Origin of the sequence: Acinetobacter sp. AOR41_HL, assembly GCF_027854645.1 — a bacterium.
In the GTDB taxonomy this organism is placed as follows: Bacteria; Pseudomonadota; Gammaproteobacteria; order Pseudomonadales; family Moraxellaceae; genus Acinetobacter; species Acinetobacter nosocomialis.
The window spans coordinates 12398-37327 of the sequence record NZ_JAKTHZ010000050.1; the positions used below are offsets into that span (position 1 = coordinate 12398).

At 38.3% G+C, this 24930-nt stretch carries 23 protein-coding genes, 1 other RNA gene and 1 pseudogene; 9 read left to right on the plus strand and 16 right to left on the minus strand.

Annotated elements, in window-relative coordinates:
• The first annotated feature begins 105 nt into the window (after nt 1-105).
• Both MKL35_RS18410 and nudC read left to right on the plus strand, forming a co-directional pair.
• Entirely contained in the window at nt 106-1749 is a 1644-nt protein-coding gene (locus tag MKL35_RS18410; protein ID WP_032011433.1) for a hypothetical protein, read from the plus strand.
• A complete protein-coding gene (nudC, locus tag MKL35_RS18415; RefSeq protein WP_017392671.1) occupies nt 1749-2492 on the plus strand; it encodes an NAD(+) diphosphatase in 744 nt (247 codons plus the stop codon). Before MKL35_RS18410 ends, nudC begins: the two co-directional genes overlap by 1 nt.
• 24 nt (nt 2493-2516) lie before the next feature.
• Here nudC and MKL35_RS18420 read toward each other — a convergent pair whose 3' ends face one another.
• From MKL35_RS18420 to MKL35_RS18430, 3 genes are all read right to left on the minus strand, one after another.
• Nucleotides 2517-3380, minus strand: a complete 864-nt coding sequence (locus tag MKL35_RS18420; RefSeq protein ID WP_032011431.1) for an alpha/beta hydrolase — start codon at nt 3378-3380, stop codon at nt 2517-2519.
• A gap of 3 nt (nt 3381-3383) precedes the next feature.
• On the minus strand, nt 3384-4094 hold the full coding sequence (locus MKL35_RS18425) for a BON domain-containing protein (protein ID WP_106479734.1): 711 nt from the start codon (nt 4092-4094) through the stop codon (nt 3384-3386).
• Nucleotides 4095-4172: 78 nt separating this feature from the next.
• Nucleotides 4173-4574 carry a YraN family protein gene (locus MKL35_RS18430; protein WP_000959396.1) on the minus strand — a complete coding sequence of 134 codons (402 nt, stop codon included), beginning with the start codon at nt 4572-4574 and terminating at the stop codon, nt 4173-4175.
• Nucleotides 4575-4766: 192 nt separating this feature from the next.
• Between MKL35_RS18430 and rsmI the strand changes: the two genes are divergently transcribed.
• On the plus strand, nt 4767-5603 hold the full coding sequence (gene rsmI, locus MKL35_RS18435; protein ID WP_032011428.1) for a 16S rRNA (cytidine(1402)-2'-O)-methyltransferase: 837 nt from the start codon (nt 4767-4769) through the stop codon (nt 5601-5603).
• A gap of 2 nt (nt 5604-5605) precedes the next feature.
• Here the strand turns inward: rsmI and MKL35_RS18440 are convergent, their stop codons facing one another.
• Nucleotides 5606-6496 carry a LysR family transcriptional regulator ArgP gene (locus MKL35_RS18440; RefSeq protein ID WP_119689173.1) on the minus strand — a complete coding sequence of 297 codons (891 nt, stop codon included), beginning with the start codon at nt 6494-6496 and terminating at the stop codon, nt 5606-5608.
• Between the two features lie 106 nt (nt 6497-6602).
• Here MKL35_RS18440 and MKL35_RS18445 point away from each other — a divergent pair, with 106 nt between their 5' ends.
• Nucleotides 6603-7205 (plus strand): LysE/ArgO family amino acid transporter, encoded by a 603-nt coding sequence (locus tag MKL35_RS18445; protein WP_004709994.1) that lies wholly within the window; start codon nt 6603-6605, stop codon nt 7203-7205.
• Nucleotides 7206-7266: 61 nt separating this feature from the next.
• Here MKL35_RS18445 and MKL35_RS18450 read toward each other — a convergent pair whose 3' ends face one another.
• Complete coding sequence (locus MKL35_RS18450) at nt 7267-7908, minus strand: cation transporter (RefSeq protein WP_016804702.1); 642 nt, start codon at nt 7906-7908, stop codon at nt 7267-7269.
• 65 nt (nt 7909-7973) lie between these two features.
• Between MKL35_RS18450 and MKL35_RS18455 the strand changes: the two genes are divergently transcribed.
• Complete coding sequence (locus MKL35_RS18455) at nt 7974-8375, plus strand: MerR family transcriptional regulator (protein ID WP_004888171.1); 402 nt, start codon at nt 7974-7976, stop codon at nt 8373-8375.
• Between the two features lie 52 nt (nt 8376-8427).
• Here MKL35_RS18455 and MKL35_RS18460 read toward each other — a convergent pair whose 3' ends face one another.
• The 5 genes from MKL35_RS18460 to MKL35_RS18480 all read right to left on the minus strand — a co-directional run bounded on the left by MKL35_RS18460 (nt 8428) and on the right by MKL35_RS18480 (nt 13380).
• The gene (locus tag MKL35_RS18460; RefSeq protein ID WP_002049530.1) at nt 8428-8679 is read right to left on the minus strand and encodes a hypothetical protein; all 252 of its coding nucleotides are present in this window, start codon (nt 8677-8679) and stop codon (nt 8428-8430) included.
• 209 nt (nt 8680-8888) lie between these two features.
• Entirely contained in the window at nt 8889-10121 is a 1233-nt protein-coding gene (locus MKL35_RS18465) for an FAD-dependent monooxygenase (protein WP_032011424.1), read from the minus strand.
• Entirely contained in the window at nt 10118-11326 is a 1209-nt protein-coding gene (gene ubiH / locus MKL35_RS18470) for a 2-octaprenyl-6-methoxyphenyl hydroxylase (RefSeq protein ID WP_016804704.1), read from the minus strand. Before ubiH ends, MKL35_RS18465 begins: the two co-directional genes overlap by 4 nt.
• 31 nt (nt 11327-11357) lie before the next feature.
• Nucleotides 11358-12680, minus strand: coding sequence for a Xaa-Pro aminopeptidase (gene pepP / locus MKL35_RS18475; RefSeq protein ID WP_032011421.1), 1323 nt, complete (start codon nt 12678-12680; stop codon nt 11358-11360).
• A 67-nt stretch (nt 12681-12747) separates the two neighbouring features.
• Nucleotides 12748-13380 carry a UPF0149 family protein gene (locus MKL35_RS18480; protein ID WP_002049531.1) on the minus strand — a complete coding sequence of 211 codons (633 nt, stop codon included), beginning with the start codon at nt 13378-13380 and terminating at the stop codon, nt 12748-12750.
• 64 nt (nt 13381-13444) lie between these two features.
• Here MKL35_RS18480 and MKL35_RS18485 point away from each other — a divergent pair, with 64 nt between their 5' ends.
• From MKL35_RS18485 to ssrS, 3 genes are all read left to right on the plus strand, one after another.
• On the plus strand, nt 13445-14005 hold the full coding sequence (locus tag MKL35_RS18485) for a hypothetical protein (RefSeq protein ID WP_032011420.1): 561 nt from the start codon (nt 13445-13447) through the stop codon (nt 14003-14005).
• Nucleotides 14002-14286, plus strand: a complete 285-nt coding sequence (locus tag MKL35_RS18490; protein WP_002049540.1) for a cell division protein ZapA — start codon at nt 14002-14004, stop codon at nt 14284-14286. Before MKL35_RS18485 ends, MKL35_RS18490 begins: the two co-directional genes overlap by 4 nt.
• Before the next feature lie 191 nt (nt 14287-14477).
• A non-coding RNA gene (gene ssrS, locus MKL35_RS18495) (6S RNA) lies at nt 14478-14662 on the plus strand.
• A gap of 110 nt (nt 14663-14772) precedes the next feature.
• Here the strand turns inward: ssrS and MKL35_RS18500 are convergent.
• The 3 genes from MKL35_RS18500 to MKL35_RS18510 form a co-directional block, all read right to left on the minus strand.
• Entirely contained in the window at nt 14773-15093 is a 321-nt protein-coding gene (locus MKL35_RS18500; protein WP_004710010.1) for a hypothetical protein, read from the minus strand.
• 32 nt (nt 15094-15125) lie between these two features.
• Nucleotides 15126-15239 (minus strand): hypothetical protein, encoded by a 114-nt coding sequence (locus MKL35_RS18505; protein WP_099143572.1) that lies wholly within the window; start codon nt 15237-15239, stop codon nt 15126-15128.
• Between the two features lie 107 nt (nt 15240-15346).
• Nucleotides 15347-15688, minus strand: a complete 342-nt coding sequence (locus MKL35_RS18510) for a hypothetical protein (protein ID WP_032011419.1) — start codon at nt 15686-15688, stop codon at nt 15347-15349.
• Between the two features lie 233 nt (nt 15689-15921).
• Between MKL35_RS18510 and MKL35_RS18515 the strand changes: the two genes are divergently transcribed.
• Entirely contained in the window at nt 15922-16506 is a 585-nt protein-coding gene (locus MKL35_RS18515) for a 5-formyltetrahydrofolate cyclo-ligase (protein ID WP_031997065.1), read from the plus strand.
• Nucleotides 16507-16604: 98 nt separating this feature from the next.
• Here MKL35_RS18515 and MKL35_RS18520 read toward each other — a convergent pair.
• The 3 genes and pseudogenes from MKL35_RS18520 to ata form a co-directional block, all read right to left on the minus strand.
• Nucleotides 16605-17036: pseudogene (locus tag MKL35_RS18520) on the minus strand (OmpA family protein); the annotation flags it as partial.
• A 587-nt stretch (nt 17037-17623) separates the two neighbouring features.
• Nucleotides 17624-18403, minus strand: coding sequence for a trimeric autotransporter adhesin/peptidogylcan-associated protein TpgA (gene tpgA, locus MKL35_RS18525; RefSeq protein WP_032011417.1), 780 nt, complete (start codon nt 18401-18403; stop codon nt 17624-17626).
• 60 nt (nt 18404-18463) lie between these two features.
• The gene (ata, locus tag MKL35_RS18530; protein WP_032011415.1) at nt 18464-24715 is read right to left on the minus strand and encodes a trimeric autotransporter adhesin Ata; all 6252 of its coding nucleotides are present in this window, start codon (nt 24713-24715) and stop codon (nt 18464-18466) included.
• Nucleotides 24716-24930: the final 215 nt, after the last annotated feature.

Below are 24930 nucleotides of genomic sequence, written 5' to 3' on the forward strand. Positions count from 1 at the left end.
TTTCCCCTTTTGCAAGTTAAGTTATATTAGTCGTATAGATTTTTAGCTCAAAATATTGAGCCATGACGAATATAACAATTGATTTTTTTGCAAAGGGGAATTTTTATGTCTGAGCATAATTCGATTCAATTTGATCCAACAGCGTTACTTATTATCAAGAATGAAATTGATAACTCAATAAAACTGGTGGAAGGTGCTGTAAGTACATTAATTGAAGAGCAGGCTCTCCCTTTTGGTATTGATGATGCATTAGAACAATTTAAACAATGCACTCAAGTATTACGCCTCATTGATATCCCCTATTTAGCAAAAATCACTCAATATTCAACCGAGTTGATGCAAAAAATTATGGCTAAGCCCGAACACATCAACACCGATGAGGTTGTTGCTCTAAGTGAAGGCACGACTATGGTGAAACGCTATATTGAGTTTATTTGTTTACGTGAAGTTGAAGTCCCTCAGTTTCTTTTGGACACTCTAAACAATTTAGAAAAAGCCTTAAACAAGCCATTAACCTCATCTGGCCAGCAGATTGCTTCAAATCTTACAACAACTTCACTTGAGTTACCGTTACCAGAAGTGTTCATTAATGAAAAAACTCAATTTATCCATCAGCTTTATAAATTATCTTTGCATCAGTTTTTAAATAAAACTGAAAGTGCTCGAGACTTTCAGGCATTCAAACTTGTTGGTAGCTATTTAATCAGTATGGCTCATGGTCAACCAAGCCAACAATATTGGCAATTAGTGAACTCCGCCTTTAATCATATTGATGAACTTGTTTTAAATGATGCTCGCTTACGTGTATTGATTAATCTTGAAAATGCTATAGGCCTATTTTTAGCATCGCCAGAAAGCTTTGAAGCAAAATTAACTGCTCTGGCAGATATTATTAGTATTGTAATTGGACAAGAAGATCAACTCGCAAAGCAAATTCGTGGGCAGCTAAACATTGGTCATGAGTTTCTCACCGACACTCAACTTAAAGCACTGAGCCAACATTTGTATGGTCCAGACTTTGATACCATGCAAACGGTCAGTCAATTAATCTTAAGCGAAATGAATAAAGTTCGTAATGATATTGAATATAACTACCAAAACATGTCGCCAGAAAAGGCTCAGCAACTTCAAAGCAGCCTTATGCAGCTTGCTCATACTTTTAAATTACTTAACTTAAATGAAGCTGCTTCAGAGCTTTCCCAACAAGCCAGCAGTTTAAGTCAAATCAATATATTGAGTAATGAAAACTATGCTCAGCAGCTCATGAAGAGCATTTTATCTGCTATGAACGCTATTGGTATTTTAGTACGCAATTATTCATCGAACCGTCTACAAATTCGTGTGAACAACACTAATATTTCTTTAGATCGTTTAGATGAAGCACATGAAATGTTATTAAATGAGACAAAAAATTTAATCGATTTTGTATGCCAAAGTTTGACTTTATATGCCAACGATCAAACTCAAAATATTGAAGCGATTGCAGGCTCATTAAAAGAATTGGCTGGCGCGGCTGAATTTTTAGGAAGTACGGTTCAACAAAATGCTTTGCTTGAAACTGCTAAATTTGTACAGCAGCAAATCGAACAGAACCAACCTTTTAGTCACGACCAGATTCACTGTATTTTTAACGTATTAGCTGGACTAGATATGTTAGTTGACAATTTAAAAAATAAACAGCCTGTTCTACAATCCATGTTTGATGTAGCATTGCTAAGTAGTCAACAACTTCAAAAAAAGGCAGCTTAATGTCTGAATTATCACTTGCTTATATTTTTCATCACCAACAATTATTGGTTGACCAAAACTTCCAATTACCCAAAGTCGAAAAGTTAGCAAGTGATCTGCTTTTCACTCATGACGAACAGGTCATTGCACGTGACCTGCTGAGTGAAGAAGCTATACCAGAAGGTCTGCAACTCGTTCCAATTCGTCAACTTATTTCCAACTGGTCAAAAGAGCAATTTTTACAGGCAAGTCGTGCTGTACAGTTGCTCGAATGGCGACGTAATCACAAATTTTGTAGCCACTGTGGACACGCTACCGAAGTCCACTCAACCGAATATGCAATGGTATGCCCTGCTTGTGGTTATCATCAGTACCCTCGCGTAAACCCATGCATCATTACTATCATTACTAAAGGTGATGATGAAATCTTATTAGCAAAATCAATTCACAATAAAACTAACATGTATGGTTTGATTGCAGGTTTTGTCGAAGTTGGCGAAACTCTTGAAGAAGCTGTTCAACGCGAAGCTTTAGAAGAAGTGGGCCTTAAACTTAAAAATATTCAATATATGTCAAGCCAGCCTTGGCCATTTCCAAGTAATCTTATGATTGCATTTAAAGCTGAATATGAGTCAGGCGAGATTTCTTTGCAGGAAGATGAAATTGCCGATGCGCAGTTCTTTAAATTTGATCAGCTTCCTGAAATTCCATTTAAAGGCAGTATTGCACACGCAATGATTACGCAGATTACTCAAGCAAAGTAATCTGCGCGCTCTCAAACAGATGTTTTAGAATACTTCATCAAGAAAGTGCAAAATGGTTCGTTTTGTTCTGAAGTAGTGACTTACAAAACTCGATAGACTGGCCAAAATCGTTATATGGCCAGTTTTAGGGATAATAGCAATATGACTATGATTTCCCTTCTCTCTAAGGGCTTGATCCATATCCAAAGTATTATGCTGCTTTACGAGCTGATCATTTTCAGCCATGAGTAGATAATGCTTAATATTATTTTGTTTTACAAAATAATAAGGCATCACCTCTTTATAAGAAACACCTTGATCAAAAGCATCTTCAGCAAGCGGATCACCCTTATAATCAAAATGATATGGTCCAGCTAATCCGACTATTGCCTTAATTTTCCCTAAACATTCAATCTTAGTTGAGTCAGGGTGATAAACAGCCGACATTACATTAAATGCACCAGCCGAATGTCCCATAAGCACAATATTCTCAGTCGAGATTTCGTGTTTTTCCTGATTTTGATGCAAATAATTTAACGCTTGCGTTAAGTCATCTACATAACTTGGAAAAATATTTTTTGGCGCAAGTTGATAGTTAATGACAGCAACGTCATAGCCTTCTTTTGTAAATGCTTCGCCAATAAATAAATAGTCCCGTTTGTTACCATGTTGCCAAGCACCACCGTGTACAAAAACAATGAGTGGTCGATGAGCTAAGCGTTTAGTAGAACGATAAATATCTAAACGATGGCGAGGCTTTAAGCCATAACGCACATTTAAAACCTGCTCAAAACCATCTTTTGGTGTAAAACGGTTTAAAGCAAAGCTCCCCAAATCATACAGGCGGAACTCTTTATAAAGAGTTCTCGCCTGCTCAATTTTACTTTGTAATTGTTCAATCAGGTTCATATTTTATTGTGCAGTAGATGATGCTGGATCTGTTTGGTCCGGATCAATTGCAACAGGAGTTTGAACTGTTGGTTGAGCAAGAACATTATTAATTACCGGCGTAGCTGTTGTGTTGCCAGTCGATGCTGCCGGAGCAGGCGCTAAATCAATGTTATCAATAAGCGTTACAATCTTAATCACGTTACCGACATTTTGCAGCACATTGTTTAAGTCATTAATTTCAGCTGTGTTTAAACGACCCATTACATATAAAACACCATCCTCAGTATGGACAAGTACTTTACTGTCCGATACAACTGGCGCTTTCATTAATAAAGCACGTGTATTTGCGGTTACCCCAGCATCTTGCATGATTGTGTTATAGCTTACTTTGTTACCCACTGTAATATAGTTATGTACAGCTTTCACATCACTCATGGCTTTAACGTTATCTTCTGCCAACTGTTTCAAGTATGGGTCTGGCACCTGACCAGTTAACAATACTGTGCTATGGAAGCTTTCGATGTTAATACGAGATTGTTTAAAACGCTGATCAAGCTTATAGAGGTTAATATTCGCTGTACGCTTAATTGAAGAATCAATAAATACTTGGCCTAAGCTACGTACACCACTATCTGTTCCAACTGGAGCTGTACCTGTTCCACCAGAAATAAAACTTGCGCAACCTGACAAACTTGCGACACAAAGCGCTGTTACAGCAATACGTTTCAACACTCCACCAGACTCCTATAAATCTCTTCTTGGCTTGATCATAAACATCGGTTTTAATTTGCTCAAAAGAGTAATGAACTCTTAATCCAAAGTAAATGCATTTTCGATCCATTGCAGATCATAATGGAATTTCGAAAAGTCTTGCTGTACTGTTTTTGCAATTTTCTGTGGAAAATCAAAACAAATCACATCAAAACGACAATAAAAATCCTGATAAGATGGGTAGCGCTGTAAAAACCTCATCGCCGTCTTAATTATTTTTTTCTGTTTACTTAAAGTCACCATTTCACAAGCTTGACCATAATTTCCCTGCCCTCGTGCTTTTACCTCAACAAAAATCAATTCGTTACCGCGTTTTACAATCAGATCGACCTCTCCACGGCGTGAATGATAATTACTGGCGACCCATTCATAATTTTGTTCTTTTAAAAGTTTTAGTGCTGTTTGTTCAGCCCATTGGCCCAACTGCTGTGCAACTAACATGATTTTTTTGTTTCCCCTTTTTTAAATGTAAATGCTCTTAATACCGATTCTGCGTTTTTATATTTTGAATTGAGTAAATCAAAAGCGAATGTTTTGAAAAATAAAAAGCCTACTGACATTGTTCACGCCAAAAACAGAATTTCGGGTACACTAACCGATTAAAATTGTTTATCTGTACGGAGTAAAAACCAAATGAGTGCTCAGTTATTTGTTGTAGCCACCCCAATCGGGCACTTAGATGATATGACTTTCCGTGCAATTGATATCTTAAAATCAGTTTCTGTTGTGGCTGCCGAAGATACACGCCAGTCAGCTCAATTATTCAAACACTATAATATATCTACCCCACTTACCGCATGCCACGACCATAATGAAAGCAACAAAATTGAGCAGTTAGTTCAAAAGCTACTTGCTGGTGAAAATATTGCTTTGATTAGTGATGCAGGCACACCACTTATTAGTGACCCAGGTTTCAAACTGGTTCGTGCTGCTCAAGAAAATGGTATTAGGGTTGTACCTGTACCGGGTGCATGTGCTGCAATTGCTGCGTTAAGTGCTGTGGGCTTACCAAGTGACCGTTTTAGTTTTGAAGGCTTTTTGCCATCAAAAGCTTCTCAACGTATTTCGCAACTCGAAAAGCTTAAAAATGAAACTCAGACCTTAATTTTCTATGAAGCACCACACCGTATTTTAGAATGCGTAAAAAATATGGCTGAAGTATTTGGTGAAAATCGTCCTGTCGGTTTCGCACGTGAAATTACCAAAACTTTTGAAACGATCAAAAAAATGACTTTAAAAGATCTGGTTAATTTTATTGAAAATGACCATAACCAAGAAAAAGGTGAAATTGTTCTTGTAGTTGGCGGTGCAGCAGAAAAAACCGATCTGGAACAAGAAAAACTAGATGAGCTTTTAAAGCGCTTACTTCAAGATTTATCGGTTAAAGCAGCATCTCAACTGGCTGCTGATTTAACGGGTATTAAGAAAAAAGTCGCTTATCAACGTGCGCTTGAGTTAACCCAATCTTAAACTTATCTCAATATCTCTTTTGCTGAGTGAACAATCGTTTCAGTCAGTGCATCAAGTTGCTTAGACTGTCTTTTCCAGTGATGCCAATATAAAGGAATATCAAGTTGAGCCTCAGGCATAATATCAACAAGAGTCCCATTTTCGAGCAAGGGTTGAACCTGAAGCTCAGGCACCATTCCATAACCTAAACCTAGTTGAATTGCTTTAACGAAAGCATCTGTTGCCGGAATAAAACTATAAGGATAACTCTGCATCGGTAAACCGTAACCTTTTAATAAAACTTCCGAATGCATTAAATCTTTATGGTTAAAAATAACTGCCGGCGTTTTTCTTAAAACTTCTCGGTTAACTCCACCACGAAACCACCGATTTACAAAGTCAGCCGAGGCGAGCATTTTATAGCGCATTTTACCAAGAGGCTGAGCTAAGCAACCCGCCATCACCTGCTCTTCTGCTGTAATACATGCATTGACCTGCCCTGTTTCTAGCAAAGTATGTGTGTGAGATTGATCATCAATTTTTAGTTCTAACACTATTTTTTCTTTGAACAATGTTTGCTGAATAGTGGATAAAAGCCAAGTTGCTAATGAGTCTGCATTTGAAGCCAACGCAATTTTATAAAATTCCGATTCAGAGGACTTCCCCATTAAACCTTGTAATAAATTTTGCTCCATTAGCCTTGTATGACGTAAATGCTGGAGTAAGGTTTGCCCTGCTTGTGTAAGCACACATGGACGGCCACGTATTATTAAAATCTGCCCTAAATATTTTTCTAGTGCTTGTACACGTAGTGATACAGCAGACGGAGTGATACATAAATGTTCTCCTGCTGCATCGAAACTTCCGACTTCTGCAACCGCAAGAAAAGCTTCACACTGCTTACTATCCAACATATAAAACCTAAATTATTTTTAGCCAAACCTAAATATTCTTAATTTTACTTATTTCTTTATAAAAAGACAGATAATTCCCGCATCTGATTTTTTCTACTTAATGGTTATGCTTTCTCTGAGTGTATTTTTTAAAGGTTTAGGTATTGGTAGCGGCCTAATTGTAGCGATTGGTGCTCAAAATGCTTTTGTTCTAAAACAAGGGCTCAAACAGCAATATGTATTTTGGTTATGTTTAATCTGCGCACTGTCCGATTCGATTTTAATTGCTTGCGGTGTATTAGGTTTTGCCGAAATTATGACAGCTTCACCTATCTTAATTACAGTCGCGAAATATTTAGGAGCAACGTTTTTATTTGTCTATGGTGCAAAAGCCTTCTATGCCGCGTTTAAAACGAATCAAGGCATGGAACTTGATAGCAGCCAAAAGCAGACTTTAACCCAAGCACTTGTGACTTGTCTGGCATTTACTTGGCTCAATCCACATGTTTATTTAGATACTATTGTGCTGATTGGTTCGGTTGCAACACAGCTAGAAGATAAAATTAGTTTTGCTTTAGGCAGCATACTTGCTTCTTGGATTTTCTTTTTCAGTTTGGGTTATGGTGCAAGATTCCTAAAACCTTTATTTATCAATCCCAAAGCTTGGAAAATTTTAGATTTTATTATTGGTTGCGTTATGTGGAGTATTGCAATATCAATTCTCATCTAATGCATTCAAAAACAAAAAAGTACCATGCTTAAATGGTACTTTTTTGTTTATACGATCAAAATTAAGCTTCTGAGCTCAACATTATCTTTGATTGTTTTCTTTCTTGTAATGACTGCTTAATCACAGCATAACCCGAAGAAACACCTAAATATGCGATCACAAAGGCTACTAATAAATCCGGAAATACAGTGCCTGTTCCAAATACGCCAACCGCCGCTAAAATTACAGCAATATTGGCAATAGAGTCATTTCGACTGCATAACCAGACAGAGCGCATATTCGCATCGCCATCCCGGAATGCATAAAGCATTAAAGCAACTGAAACGTTAGCAATTAAAGCAATTACCCCAATTGCCCCCATAACCATCGGTTCAGGTGAAACACCATGAAAAAATGACCATACCACTTTTGCAATGACGAAGAAACCAAAAGCGGCCATCGTAATACCCTTAACAAGAGCTGCGGTTGCGCGCCAATAAAGGCTCATCGAGAGTACAACTAAAGACAAAGCATAATTTGCTGCATCTCCTGCAAAATCTAATGCATCTGCCCATAATGAAACAGATTGAGCTTTGTAGCCACCTACAATTTCAACTACAAACATGAGTGCATTAATCACAAGTGCAATCCATAGCGCTTTTTTAAAGCGTGGGCTGACTTTCTTTGTAGGTGAACATGTTGAAGCACATCCACATCCGGCCATTTTATTTCCTCAAGAACTCTTTTATAGTCATTAAAAACCCTTGAGTAGCTCCAGAGTCAAGTCTTATGAGTCTTTCTATTGGCCAATTATCAAAAAAAGCAGATGTTCCAATCGACACTATTCGTTATTACGAAAAAGTAGGTGTACTCGACCGTATTCAACGCTCAGAAAATAATTATCGTGTTTACACAGATCAAACACTTGCGGACCTATTATTTATTAAACATTGCCGCGAATTAGATATTTCTCTTAGTGATATTAAAACGTTAAAAGAAATGAAAGCTCAGCCAAAGCAGGCATGTACGGAAATTGATAATTTGGTGAATAAATATTTGATTGAAGTATCGGAAAAAATTGAACGACTTTTGCTTTTAAAAGAAACACTCATCGATTTAAAACAACATTGCTCGACCGACCGTACAGTAGACGAATGCGGCATTTTAAAAGAGCTGCAAAACAACCTTTAACTCAACCTAAAAGCCAATAAAAAAGCATCACTCATGTGATGCTTTTTTAGTATTAAAGGTCGCTATGTTCATCTGGCGGAACTTCAGTAATTCTCCCACCACGAGCTAAAAATGCAGCAACTTCATCTTCCAATGCTTGGCGCTGTTTTTGTTTCGCAGTTACGGTAAGCGTTTCTGCCTCAGCAAGATCAGCATCAGTTAAGTTGCCTGCTTCTTCGTCAGCCGCGCCACTCTCAGCCGCTTTGGCTTCATCTTCATCTACAGCAGAATCTTCTGCATCTTCATAATCATTGATATCTGTCATATTTACACTCCCCACAATGATTTGTATTGCATCATCGCTATGGTCTTTGAGACCTCAGAAATTTAGCAATCTCTTTGCATTTAGCAAAGAGCCAAATTGGTCAAATCCGTATCTTTTCTGACCGATTTGGTAATGATATATAAATGATTGTTTAAAAAATATCTACTGATATTTATTTAGACCAGTAGAGCATAAACTTCGTAATTATTTTAACGACTATACTGGGTGTTTTGTAAAGCCCCTAAACCATTCGCTTGTTGCATAAAACGCTCTTTTAAGGGTGAAATTTGTTCAACCTGCTTAAGTCCCGCATTTCTGGCCCAAATCAATGGAAATAGCTCAGAACTTTCCAACCAACCGATAGCCGACATACTATGCATCATCGCATCGTTTTGTCCTTTACGGCGGTGTTCATAACGCATTAAGGTTTGTTCATGCGCCCATACGCCACGGCCTAAATCATGCAATAGTGCATCACAGAGTACCGCTGCATCTAAACAACCAATATTCACCCCTTGTCCAGCAAGTGGATGAATCACATGAGCTGCATCACCGATTAGGGCTAGGCCAGCTTTAACGTATTGTTTTGCAGCGCGCGCTTTCAATGGAAATTGTGCTCTTGAACGAACATCTAACACTTCACCCAACATATGTTGGCTTTCTCGAGTTAAAAGCTGCATAAACTCGCTATCACTTAAAGCCGAATATTCATCAGCATAATCATCTGGCAGTGTCCAGACAATGGACTGCCAATAGCCGTTTTCACTTTTTTCAAGGCTCGCCATCGGCAAATATGCCAAAGGCCCTGTAGGTAAAAAGATTTGACGAGCAACATAGTGATGAGGCTTAGAAGTCTTAATTGCACAGCTAATCGCTGCTTGCTTGTAATCTAGTACGTCTAGATCAATAAAGGCTTGTTCACGTACAAATGAATTGGCGCCATCTGCGCCAATAAGCAGTTTAGTTTTAAGTGTTGTGCCATCTGCCAATTGAATATGCCAACACCCAACACCTTGCTCAATACGTGTCACGCGGACTTGAGTACGATAATCTGTTAGCTGCTCAAGCATTTTTTGTTGAATAGCAACATTCAATACACTTGGCTCAACCATAGAGCCCAAAGCTTGCTCTGGCATTGGTCTTTGTACAGACTCATGGCCAAAATTAATTTCACCATAGCCATTTAGGTTCCACACTTGCATGCCGGTATAAGGCATTTGGCGTGCCAGATCATCCCAAACATTCACTGTTTTAAGTAAATGAATCGTCGCTTGGCTGAGCGCTAAAACACGCGGATTCATCACCCTCAATGTCTTTTCAACATCAAGTACAGGGGCAGCATCAAGCACGGTAGCCTGTACTCCACCTTGTGCAAGTAATAAAGCAGTTAAGCCACCAACCAGTCCACCACCAACAATGACGACATCTAACACTTCACTCATGCTTTTAACCCCATTGCATAGTTCGCTACCAATGGCTTAACACCCGGAATGACATCAAATGCAATTAATCCCGTATTACGGATTAATTTTAATAATGGGTTTTGGTTACTAAAGCCCCGAACGACCGTATCGCAGAACTTAATCACGCGCTGTTGGTCTGATAAACGTGCTTGTTCATAGGCAAGCAAATTATCTGGGTTACCAATATCATCAGATGCGCTTAACTGATTCACTAAATAACGCAGTAATACATCTGCATCACGCAGACATAAATTAAAGCCTTGCCCTGCAACCGGATGGATTGTATGCGCTGCATTACCCATTAAAATAACGCGTCCAACCGCTTGTTTATGCGCAAGTACTTGTGAAAGCGGATAGCTAAAGCGTTTACCCGTTTTTTCAAATTTACCCGCTCTGTCACCATAAGTTTTTTGCAAGGCATCTAAAAAGTGTTGGTCATTTTTTTCGCCTAACCACTCATCTTCAGTGCCTTTTTTAACAGGCCATACCACTGAGCGACGATATTCACCCGGTAACGGCAATAAAGCTAAAGGTCCTAATGCACTAAAACGTTCAAACCCTACCTGCTCATGCGGTTTTGAAGTCTGAACAGTCGTAACGATCGCAACCTGATCATAGTCGTGGACATCAACACCCACACCAACTGCTTGACGACAGAAAGAGTCGCGTCCATCTGCTGCAATTAATAATTTTGACTCAAGCTTTAAGACTTCATCACCACGCTGAGCTTCGATGTGTACCTGTTCAGCGTCTTGAGTTAAAGCGGTTACTTGTACGCCATCAATCAGTTCAATCAAAGGTTGTTGGCGTACTTGTGTTAACAAAACTCGACCAAGCCACGCATTCTCAATGACTTGTCCAAAGCTTTCGACTTTTTCTTGTTCTGCAACTAAACGTGCTTTACCAAAACTGCCTTGCTCAGTAATGTGAACTTGCAAAATTGGAGTAGCATGTTGTTGTAATGCATCCCATAACCCTAGCTTCTGATAGATCTGTACGCTACGACGTGATAAAGCCGTATTCCGCGCATCAAAACTGGAATGGTAAGGGGCAACATTTTGATCATCATAGTTTGGGTATTTCACAGCTTCTAATAGCTTGACTGCGATATTAGCCTTCGCCAGCATGAGGGAAAGGCTTAAACCCACCATACCCCCACCTACAATAATCACTTGTTGTTGCATCGAGTTTTGCTCCTTTGGCGAATACGTTTAATTATGCTTTAGCTTGCGCCATTAAATGTTCAATATCTGCAATATCTTTAACCACGTCGGCCGTTAATACTCGTGGGCCTTTTGACGTTGCGACTACATCATCTTCAATACGAATACCAATACCACGCCATTTTTTATCTACTGTTTCATCGTCTGGCGCAATATATAAACCAGGTTCAACAGTAACAACCATACCCTCTTCATATTGGCGCCAGTCGTCATCTTTTTTATAAGAACCAACATCATGTACATCCATACCTAACCAATGGCCTGTACCATGCATATAAAATTGACGATAAGCTTCAGTTTCAATCAGCTCACTCACATCACCTTTGAGCAAACCTAAATCAACTAAGCCTTCCGTTAAAATTTTGACCGCAACCTCATGAGGCTCACGGTACGAATTACCAATACGTACTGCATCAATCGCTGCATATTGAGAGGCCAATACCACCTCATATAATGCTTGTTGTTCAGCACTAAATTTTCCATTTACAGGAAAGGTACGGGTAATGTCCGATGCATAGAACTCATATTCACAAGCAGCATCAATTAAAACTAAATCACCATCTTTGAGTGGCTGATTATTTTCAACATAGTGCAAAATACAGGCATTAGCCCCACCACCAACAATACTGTTATATGAAGGCACACAGCCGTTTTGCCCAAATATATAATTGAGTTCGGCTTCTAGTGCATATTCCATCATGCCAGGGCGAACCGTTTGCATCGCACGGGTATGTGCTTTAGCACTAATTTTTGAGGCAATTTGCATCAGCTCAATTTCTTGCGGTGATTTAATTAACCGCATTTCATCAATAATGCGATCAAGTTGAACTAACTGGGCTGGAGCGGCTTCATGACGATGCTCGGCATTCGCTTTTTTGATCCATTGGCTTACTCTGGCATCAAATGCAGCATTGTGTCCGATTCGATAATAAAGACGCTCTTTATTTAATAATTTTTCAATAATTTCTTCATCAAGCAAATCAATTGCATAAGCTTCATCTGCTTCGTACTCTTCAATTGCGCCATCAATTCCCGCACGATAACCATTCCAGATTTCCATCTCGCGATTACGTTCACGGCAAAAAAGACTATAGCTATAGTCTGTAACGTCATCAAAGGTTTCAATGACAGCAACTGCCTCAGGCTCTGCAAAACCCGTCAAATAGAAAAAACTACTATCGGCACGGAATTTATAATCCGCATCACGATTACGGTACATTTCCTCACGCGTCGCAATAATCGCAATGCTGTTTGGACCCATTTTTTCTGCTAGACGGTTTCTGCGATGTTGAAAATCAGCTTGAGGCAATTTCATAATGATCTACTTGATTTAGAATTTTAAAGTCAAAAAATTAAACACAGCCAATAACACATCGCCTCAATTAACTTGGGCGATGTGGTGTAAACATTTCTACAATATTTTGATCTAGAGTGCCTACAGTAGAAGTTTTACTTTTTGCATAAAAGTTTTTCAACAATGAACTTTCAGCCACTGTTACTTTCTTTCTACCAATAGATAAGCTCACCGGAATAAGGCGTACAAACTCATACAATTCTTCGTAACTGCTTTCGCCTTCTTCGTCGTTATCAGAGTCTTCAAACTCTACTGCTGCCACATCTTGCAAATGTTCAATTAATTCGCGCTCATCAGCACGAACATGGCCTGATGCCAAACCAAAGCCAAGAACAACACCAGCACACCAGTCTGATAATGCTTGCACACGATCTTGAAGCGTATGTTCATCGTCTGGAAGCATTGGCAAATAATCCAATTCATCTTCCGACAACGCATGTGCTACATCTTCTGTTTCATCGGTTAAAAGCGCTAAAGCTTCTTCATTTAAATCAGGAACATTAAGAGTTGTTAAAATTTGTGTCCATTCTTCACGCGTAGGCGCTTCTGTCACACAAACAATACCTGTTAGTAAACCATGTAACTCACTAGGGCTTGAAATTTCTTCAATTCCTTCAAAATGAGCGTTCCATTCTGTCCAGCCTGAAATATCGTCTTGCATTCGTTTATCCAATCTCTATACTTCGTATATATTACCTTTGATTGCAATTCTGTGCGACCTCGTTATGTTAGAACAATTACAGCGGCTACAAACGCATATTGGCGTTTTAAAAACACGCTTACATCATCTAGAGAGTGAAAATTCTACTCTCTTGGAAGCTAAAGAACTGGCTGAAACAGAGCACCACGCACAAGTTGTGCAAAAAAATAGCATCATCACTAAAAAACAAGAGGAAATTGAGACACTAACTGAGCAACTCACTCAGCTACAAGGTCAATTTCAACAATTGAATCAAGATGCTAACACACTTGCCGAGCGTTACAGCCGCCTAGAAAAAAGTACGACCGATTTAAAAAATCGTTTTCAAGAAATTTTGGCTGAGCGTAATGAGTTACGCGTTACCAAAGAAAAACTTCAGTCACACCAACGTCAAACTCAACAAGAGTTACACGACTTGCAGCAAGACCGTGACCGTTTGTTACAAAAAAATGAACTTGCCAAAGCAAAGGTTGAAGCAATTATTCAACGTTTAGCAATTTTAGGTACAGCTCAAGATCAACACGCGCAAGAAATTCAGCAACTTGCTCACCCAAATGCTGAAGCTGGTGAGGAGACCCAATCATGAGTGAACAAGTCATGGTAGAGCTTCGTCTGATTGAGCAAACATTTAGACTTGCAACAACATCAGATAAAAAAGATGAGCTTGAACGTGCAGCTGAACTTCTTAATGAGAGATTCAACGATATGCGCCGTAGTGCCCCTCGTGTTGAGCACAATAAGCTTGTTATTATGGTTGCCTTACAGCTTACCCAAGAAGTGTTAAGTTTAAATAAATCTTTGCAAGAATATACACACTGTGAACGCCTATTACAGGCTATTTTGGAAGATGTTGAACAAACTGTTTAATCGACTTGTATCAATAAAAATGCCTTGCTCTATTCATTTATAGTGCAGGGCATTTTTGTATTGACCTATCTTATGTACCACATGATTGTTATATGTACTTTTAGTGTACAAAGCTTCATCAAATGAAGCCTAACTTTACAGTTCAATAAACTCAGATGATTGCCAACGGAACCAGATCGGTTATACTTAAGCTATCTCTGGGATGTTCGCCAGCGGGTCTATTCCCCTGCCGATACTTAAACTTATGGATTGCGTTCTGTATATTTAGAGTGTATGCCTACCTTCGAGTAGGAAACCCAGCAAGTATACGTCGCGTCCACCTTGAACTCGTCGGGTTCAGGGTAACGACACATGCAGCGGCATCTTCGGAGCACTAATTTTATTATATAATTATAATTTAAAGACAGACCTGTCAGTCTATTTTTAGTATTTTGTCTTTCTAGCTTATTAGCTAAACTTAAAAGTTAAATATATTCCTGCTGCTACTTATTGCTCATTTCGATGCAAGCATTCTTGATACCACCCTGTCTGAAAATCTTCGATGGCTTTACGTTTAAAGAAGCTTGTTTTGAATACTTTAGCAGCATAAGCTGAGTTGATTAAATCTTGATAAAGCTGCTTTGCTTTTTCTTCTGTAAGGCCATCAGCAATTTGTTGTAAATCTTGTGCAGGTACTTTTTTTTGCCTTGCTTCCATTACGTTATAAGCGACTTTTTTTACGATATTACAAATATCAGGATCATTTATATTATCGTTAGCATAACAACCTGTGGCAATAAAACTGAGTAATAATATTTTAAATTTCATATCTCTACCTTGCATTAATTATTAAATTTCACTTAGTTAAAAAACGATTTCCCTTCGTAATTCTGCATGTTTGCTAGCAAGATAGAGGCAAGTGTTAAATAGCTACCGACCGTATTAAAACTCTGCAAAAATTTTAATATTTGCATCTTAAGTCCAGCGAAAAATTTAAATAAGGAGCAGAAAGAAATTTAGCACAACTAAATAATGTCAATCAATTCACAATTATTAATTTTTACGTGATAAACAACAAACTTTAATTATCACATTTTATTCCTAAACTTCCCTTATAGTAATCTGTTGCGCTTTTCAGATCTGATAGTAATTTTTCTTCGGTATAAGGCTTAGGCGAAATTTTTATTAATGCAGGCATGTATTGCTTTTTGTAGAGATCAGGATAATCATGGCACAAAATTTTAACTTTAACTTCTTGCGGTGTCTTTGGACTATCTAATTGATCTAAAAACTCGCCAATTTTTCGGTCAGACTCTTCGAATTGAGTCTTGTAATCAACTTGAGGAGTCTCAGATTCTGCCTGTTTCGTGCACGCACTGAGCAAAGCAGCACATAGCATCACCAATAAAATTTTTAACTTCATAGACTTTAAAGTTTCATATTCATCTTTAAATATACTTATCCTGATTAAATGTAAATAAATACTGTAAATACGTAAAAAAACTAAAAAATATTATATAGAGGCTTTTTAGGAACACAGTTATTTTTATTTTCGATTCAACTAGACTGTTTTTATAACGTTTAAAGTTCGGTGAAGCTAAAGAAAAATGGGTATAATTTTGCACGAATCATCTCAAATCTTTGTTAGATTTATCCATGAATGAACTCAGCGTTATTAGAAAAAATTTAAGATCTAAAAGACGTTCTTTAACCCAATTTGAGCAAAAAAAGGCTCAGCTTAATGTTTTACACTACCTAAATTACCTTCCTATTTTTCATTCATCAAAAAAAATTGGTTTATATCTGCACGCTTTCGGTGAAATTCATACTGATCTTCTTATCAAATTCTGTTTTAAAAAGAATAAACAAGTTTATTTACCAATGATTTGCTCGATGAACCAACGTTTAGTGTGGATAAAGATAAATAAAAACCAGTACTTAAGTCGTCGCTTTTCTCACCATCCCTTAGGTATGAAAGAGCCTATGGCAACGCGAGGAAGACATGTGTCACAGCTTGATTTGCTACTTATGCCGCTTTTAGCTTGTGATCACTACGGAACACGTATTGGTATGGGTGGTGGTTATTATGATCGTACATTGGCAAGTGCAAAGCATAAACCTTACCGTTTAGGATTGGCTCATCAATTTCAATTTATTGAACATACTTTAGAACGTCAAAGCTGGGATCAACCATTAGATGGTTTACTCACACCACAGCACTTTTATAATTTTAAGAGATGATTTTTATATAAAAATTTAAATATATTCTTTTGTTTTTTTAGCCTCTTAAAACGAAAAAGTAACCACCTTATGGATGGTTACTCTTACGTGACAGGCTGTTACCAACTTATATTAACACGTCTGTTTGGTGCTAAACATTGAATAAGTTGTGAATTATGTCCACCCGAACATTGCTGATATAAATCAGTCTGGCTATTCGCATAGATTTGAATACGGTTTGGATCTACACCTTGTTTGACAAGTAGTTTTGCCACCGTATTCGCTCGTTTAGATGATAACTCTTGGTTATAACTAAATTTACCTAATGGATCTGCAAATCCAGAAACAATAATAGGTGCTGTTGATGGGCTTTGCTTAATTTGATCGACAACATTGTCTATATTGTTTAAACCTTGCTGAATTGCACTTGCATCAGAGCGATCAAAAGCAAATAAAACGCTCGCTGTACGTCCATTAACCGCAGTACTATTTGCAGGAGGCTGATTATTTTCGCCCCAAGCCACCAACCCTTCACATGCCTCACCTTTGAAGCATTCCAAATTACTTTGTATATCTTATTCATATACTTACTCGCATTTTACAAAAAACAGACAATACTTACCCAAAGCTACACAAAGTTTCAAAAAACTAAAGGTATGAAAAATTTCGCGAAATATATCAAAGAAAAAATGAGAGGTAAATCACAGAAATTTACTGTAATGCGATGAAAAACAAGAAAAAAGAACAATATATAATCAAATAAATATAAAAAATATATTATGATTTTTTACTACAAATTTAACTTTGTAATTAAGTTCTGTGTTTTTTAGGGTAGAAAGATAATAAAAATAAAATATTGAGTTTAAATTTATATTTAAAAACTATCGTTTTACTTCATTAAAAAAATTTTAATTATTTCGATAAATAATTTTTTTAATAACTCATTGGTAAAGATATTCTTTGAAACATGAAAGGTAGATTCAAAAATTAAATGACTTACTAACCTCACCACACTTTTATAATTTTGAAAGATGATTTTTATATAAAAATTTAAGTATATCCTTTTTTGGTTTTTTAGCCTCTTAAAAACGAAAAAGTAACCACCCTATGGATGATTACTTTGCCGTGACAGACCGTTTTACCAACTTATATTAACACGTCTATTTGGTGCTAAACATTGAATAAGTTGTGAACTATTGTTACCGCTACATTGCTTGTATAAATCGGTCTGGCTATTTGCCTGTATTTGTATTCGGCTTGCTTCAATACCTTGTTGTACCAATAATTTAGCAACCGTATTAGCACGTTGTGATGACAATTGCTGATTGTAACTAAATTTGCCTAACCGATCTGTAAAGCCTGAAACAATAATAGGATTTGTTGTTTGGCTTTTCTTAATCTGCTCAGCAATTTTGATAATGCTATCATCACCCTCTTCAATAGCATTAACATCAAATCGATCAAAAGCGAATAATACGCTTGATGTACGATCTGCAATTACAGTGCTATATGCTGATGCCTGATTATTTTCACCCCAAGCAACTAAACCTTCACATGCTTCACCTTTCCAAGATAAGCGGTCTGCTAAGTATTGCTTATTAAAATCAACACGTAACTGGCAACGTTGGTACTGATTTGTGTTAGGAACACGGATATCTAGCACATAGTTCCAAACTTTTACTGCAAAAAGCCCTTCACTAAATTGCGGATTTCCCAATAAAGCTCGAATTTGGTCTTTATTTAGTCCTTGGTCTAAACGAGCAACATCTTGGTATTCATAGCGTTTTACTTGTTTCAAATAACTTTTTTCAATCGCTGGAAAATGAATTTCCTGTGGCTGAGCTGGTTCATTTGCATAAGTTGTTACCGCGAAACCAGCAAAAGCTGCTACGACCAAGCTTTGGATTGTTTTATTCATTTCTATAATCTCTTTAATCTGTCGAGCAAGGAGAGCATTGCTACTCTCCTAACCAGTTTCTTAGTTAATAACACCACTAATACCAATACGAACACTTGGCTCACCTTGAGATGCAGCTGCTACACCACCGGTGATTGACCAACGACCATTGTCAGATGTTTTACGTAAGGTCACACCGACCGCATTTTCACCGCCATGATATGCAGCGCCTACAGCATAGGTATATTTACCTGCTACAAATGGTGCATTTTCCAAGGCCATCGCAGCAGCAATACCCGCATTGGCTTTTTTCTCAACATCATCAATACGTTTATTGGTGTCATAGAACACTTGTTGTAACTGATCACCCAGATTGGTAATTTTATTACCCAATTCTTGGTTCGACTGATTTAAGGTACCAATGGCATCGTTAATATTGTCTTTGCCCGTTCCACCAATGTTTTTAGTCGTAATTGAACCATCACTATTAACAGTTGTATTTCCACCAATACTGTTTTTGATACTGTTTGAAATATTGTGAATCTGACCACCATTTACGGCTTGGTTTGAACCAGCTTTAATCTCGCCATCTTTGACACCTTGAACAACTCGATCACCATCTTTACCAGCCATATTTACGCTAGTACCACCTGTGTCTTTACCGACCGTGATTTCACCATTTGGTTTTTGCTGTTGAACTAAACCGGCTTTACCATTAGAAATGTTGTCGATGTTGTTTTGAATGTTCTTAATATCATTCGAGTTCTTATCGACTTGATTTTGAACATTCCATAATTGTCCGCCATTTACGGCGTCTTTAGAGCCTTCAGCAACTTTACCATCAGCTACATTTTTCAGATTGGTACCTTTATCTCCACCACCTAAAGTGACTGAGTTTTTGTCAACATTGCCATTTTTATCTTTGTCATACTGCACCGCATGATCAGAAAGTTTGCCAATATCTTTACCAATTTGATCTTTAACTTCATTAATTTGCTTATCTAACTGGCCTTTATTCACTGCATCTTTTGCATTAACACCATCTGCAACATTGGTAATTTGCTTACTTCCCGCATCAATACCATTAATTGTAATACTTGGACCACCTTTAATGATAAGACCTTGTTGATTCAAGACATGACCACCAACATTTACACTGTCGAACTTCACATCTTTTAGCATCTCGATTTTGATGCCATCTTGTGTAGTACGAGTAATAATGTTTTCACCGCTGGTTCTATCTTCAGCAGTTTCTGGATTAGCCCCACCCACAATATTAATGGTGTCACCAAGCTTACGATGGACAGCTTTACCCTGAGTTGCTTTCTGGTCATTTGCACCAAAATTCAGCCCTTTTTGGGTCAAGTCATTTACACCATTTGTGACTTTGTCATCTACAGACTTGATTGCATCATTGATATTATTTTTACCCGTGCCACCAATGTTGCTAGTGGTCAGACTACCGTCTGGGTTTACAACTGTATTTCCACCAATACTATTTTTAATACTTGTTGAGATGTTATGAACCTGACCGCCATTTACAGCATCTTTAGAGTTTTGTGCAATTACACCGTTCGCGACATCAGTAATTTTCTTACCGCCGGCATTAATGCCATCTTTAGTCATGCTTGGACCATCTTTAATGGTTAAGCCATTATTAGTAAGTATGCTATCGCCTGTAGTAACGCTATCTAAAGTTAGATCTTTCTTGGTCGCTACCTCGTAGTTAGTACTACCATCTTTATTAACAGATTGTTTTACAACAATGTTATCGCCTTCAGTTACAGTCGTTTTTGCTTTAGTCGCAGTATTTTTTACTTCACTAATTGCATCATTAATATTGTTTTTACCTGTTCCACCAATGTTATTGGTCGTCAGGCTGCCGTCTGGGTTTACAACTGTATTTCCACCAATGCTGTTTTTAATACTGTTTGAAATATTATGAATCTGACTACCATTTACCGCTTCTTTTGAAGTCGCTGAAATGTTGCCAGCTTTCACGTTATCTAAGACCGTACCGTCCTTACCTTTTAAGGTAACTTTATCTTTGGTTTTGGCATCATCGTATTTCACTGCAGCATCATCAGTTGCATTTTGCTTGGCAGCAAGATCATCTAACTGACCTTTATTGACTGCATCTTTAGCATTTACACCATCAGCTACATTGGTAATTTGTTTACCACCCGCATTAATACCTTCTTTAGTAATGCTTGGGCCTTCTTTAATAGTTAAACCATTGTTGTTCAAAGTGGTATTGCCAGTAGTCACACTGTCAAACTTCGAGTCTTTCAACAGTTCAATCTGAATGCCATCTTGGGTAGTACGGGTAATAACGTTCTCACCGCTTGTTTTTGAAGCTGGCGTTGAAGCATCCGCACCGCCTACGATATTAAGCTTGTCACCAAGTTTACGGTGGACATCTGCTCCACTGTTGGCAGCAAAGTTCAGGCCTTTGTTTTCAACATCTTTAATACCATTTGTGACTTTGTCATCTACAGACTTGATTGCATCATTAATGTTGTTTTTACCTGTTCCTCCAATATTATTGGTCGTCAGGCTGCCGTCTGGATTTACAACTGTATTTCCACCAATACTGTTTTTAATACTGTTTGAAATATTATGAATCTGGCTACCATTTACCGCTTCTTTTGAAGTCGCTGAAATGTTGCCTGCTTTCACGTTATCTAAAACCGTACCATCCTTACCTTTTAAGGTAACTTTATCTTTGGTTTTGGCATCATCGTATTTCACTGCAGCATCATCAGTTGCATTTTGCTTGGCAGCAAGATCATCTAACTGACCTTTATTCACTGCATCTTTAGCATTTACACCATCGGCAACATTGGTAATTTGTTTACCGCCAGCATTAATACCTTCTTTAGTAATGCTTGGGCCTTCTTTAATAGTTAAACCATTAGTGTTTAAAGTGGTATTGCCAGTAGTCACACTGTCAAACTTCGAATCTTTTAACAGTTCAATCTGAATACCATCTTGGGTAGTACGGGTAATAACGTTCTCACCGCTGGTTTTAGCTGCTGGAGTTGAGGCATCCATACCACCTACGATATTAAGCTTCTCACCAAGTTTACGGTGTACATCCGCACCGCTATTACCGGCAAAGTTCAAGCCTTTGTTTTCAAGTTCAACCTTGGTATTGTCAATTTTGCTATTTAGCTCAGTTTTCGTGTTACCAATCGTGTTGTTTAACTCGGTCTTGGTATCGTTAATCTGAGTCGTTAACTGATCTTTGGTGTTATTTAACTTGGTGTTTGTATCAGTAATCTGGTCACCAAGGTCTTTCTTGGCATCATTCAGATTCTTGTTAGTATCTGCGATCTGATTACCTAAATCTTTTTTCGTATCATTTAACTGATTATTGGTATCAGTGATTTTGCCATTTAAGTTATCTTTCACTTTGGTGAGCTGATCAACATTCACTGCATCTTTGGCATTCACGCCATCGGCAACATTGCTAATCTGTTTACCACCAGCATTAATACCTTCTTTAGTAATGCTTGGACCGTCTTTAATAGTCAAACCATTATTGTTCAAAGTAGTATTGCCAGTAGTCACACTGTCAAACTTCGAGTCTTTTAACAGTTCAATCTGAATACCATCTTGAGTGGTACGGGTAATGACATTTTCACCGCTCGTTTTTGAAGCTGGCGTTGAAGCGTCCGCGCCACCTACAATATTAAGCTTCTCGCCAAGTTTACGGTGGACATCTGCTCCACTGTTGCCAGCAAAGTTCAAACCTCTGTTTTCAAGCTCGGTCTTGGTGCTGTCAATTTTGGTATTTAATTCAGTTTTCGTATTACCAATCGTGTTGTTTAACTCGGTCTTGGTATCGTTAATCTGAGTCGTTAACTGATCTTTGGTGTTATTTAACTTGGTGTTTGTATCCGTAATCTGGTTACCTAAGTCAGTTTTTGTATCATCTAACTTTTGATTAAGATTAGTAATATTCTGCGCATTCTTACTAATATTGCTCGCGTTTTGACTCACACGTCCATCAACATTTTTAAGTTGACGTACTGTTACCGCGTCTGAGTCGGCTGAGCCATCTTCAACATTGGTAATACGGCGTTCTTTTCCAGCCGCCCCAACAGAAATAACACCATTAGATTTAGAAGCATCGCGATTGGTCAGGAAAGAACTTCCTGTCGCTTCAGTTGCTACAGCATCTTGGCCTAAAGCAACACTATTTTTAGCTTCTACTATACTGCGTGCACCTAAAGCTACACCACCTTCAACCAAAGACTGGGCACCTTGACCAACTGCAACTGCATTTTCTTGGTCAGCAATTGCGCCACCACCGATGGCTGCAGCATTTTTACCCGCTGCCTTTGCACCGCCACCTACAGCAGCAGCATTTTCATTTGTAGCCTCAGCCCCTTTACCAATTGCAGCCGAGTTATCGCCTGTTGCTTGGGCACCACTACCAATTGCTGCAGCACTGTTCCCAGTCGCTTTTGCACCTTCACCTGGTTTATTACCAGAACCAATTGCTGTTGAATTTGTACCTGATGCCAATGAGTTAATACCCATAGCCGATGCGCCATCACCTGTTGCTTGTGCAACAGCACCGAATGCAGCAGCACCTTTACCTGAAGCATTAGACATGACGCCAAAAGCAGATGAAGCATCACCAGTTGCTTTAGATGTCATACCAAAAGCCGAAGAAAAGGCGCCTGTACCTACTGCTTGAACACCAACAGCCGTTGAGCCGTGATTTGCTTCAGTTGTTGGATAGCTGCCTGCTTTAAGCACACCACCAGTAATTTCTGTATAGGTTTTACTCAGCTCAGCATCTTGGGCAATTTTATCAACATCATCCCCACCAATTGCGACAGAAGAGTTTCCTTTTGCAATAACATCTGCACCAATCGCAATCGACTGATCTCCAATTGCTTTAGTTTGATCACCAATCGCAATTGACTGATTGCTATAGCCAGATGGCGTTCCTTCTGCCCCTTTAGTCGATGCATTACGTCCAATAGCAACGTCACCACGACCAATTGTTTGACTGCTACTTCCCATTGAAATTGCGCCAGAACCTGCTGCTTGTGCATATGCACCAATCGCCATTGCCTCACGAGCAGTAGCCGAAGTATTCACCCCAACAGCAATTGCATTACGTCCAGTTGCTCCATCATTTTCAAAGTTACCACCTTGCTGGCCATTATCATTGATACTGACATAGTGAGTACGAGCTGCTTTTAACTGACGTATAGTGGCAGCATCAGAATCTGCTGCACCATCTGCTACATTTTGAATACGGCGCTCACTTCCCACATCGCCAATTGATAAAACGCCAGTTGGAGCGGATTGTTTAGTTAAGAAACTTTCACCAGTAGCTTGGACTGCTTTTGAATCTTTACCTAATGCAATACTATTTTCTGCTTCTGAACGGGCACCTTTACCAATTGCTACACCACCATCAAAAATAGCCTCAGCTTGGTCTCCAATTACAACCGCATTATCTTTTTGTGCTTTTGCGCCTGTACCAATTGCAACAGATTTTTTACCTTTAGACTCTGAAAATGCACCAATCGCTAAAGCATTTTCTTCCGTTGCTACTGCACCACCACCAAAAGCAATCGAGTCTTTACCTGTTGCTTTTGTTGCCATTTTAGGTTGGTAAGCAGCACCTGCTTGCCCCGCAACTGGGTCAGCATTTTCAATATCTGGCGAACCAATTGCAATTGAACGGTAACCTTCTGCAGTTGCCGAGTGACCAATTGCTAAAGAGCCTTTACCGGTAGCAGCTGCAACATTACCAATGGCTTGAGAAAAATCAGCAGTCGCGGCAGATTGACGTCCAAGTGCAAGAGCAGTATTTCCAGAAGACAAAGCTCCAGTCCCAATTGCTACGCCTGAAATACCTTGAGTTGTCGCATAAGAACCAATTGCGGTACCTAAACCTTTCTCAACTACAGCGCCAGTACCCACACTGATCGCACCGCCTTGTTTCATTGCACCAGCATAAGCACCAGTAGAATTATTATAAGGATTATTACGGTTTGCGATGTTAGAGCCCATTCTATCTTGTGTTTGAGCTCCACAACCAATAGCAACATCTTTTTCATTGGCTGTACTCGCATTCCCCTCACGACATGAAGTTGTACCTGAAATAGAGGTCCCTTGACCTACTCCCCCTTCGGTATTTGTCCCTGCGAAAGCATTTGGAGCAAAACTAATTACACTTGTTAAAACTACCGCTGATACATTTAAAGTTTTTGATTTAGTCTTTGTTTTACCTTTTGCAATTTCAGATGTTGCAACCCATGCTCCAATTGAAGCATTCCAAATGACCTTATAAACTTTATTCATAAAACTTCTCAGACAAATACCAAAATTAAAGGTCAATAAAAATGTAGAAATACATTTTTAAAAAAATTTGACCAAAAAAAAGAGGCGGCATCCTAATTGAATAAATTTAATGGGTAAACATTAGATCCTTTAAATTTATGAAAAAGTGAGACAAAATTCACAAAACAAAAATATTGATTAATTTTTAATTATTTGAATTTATTGATATATTTTAA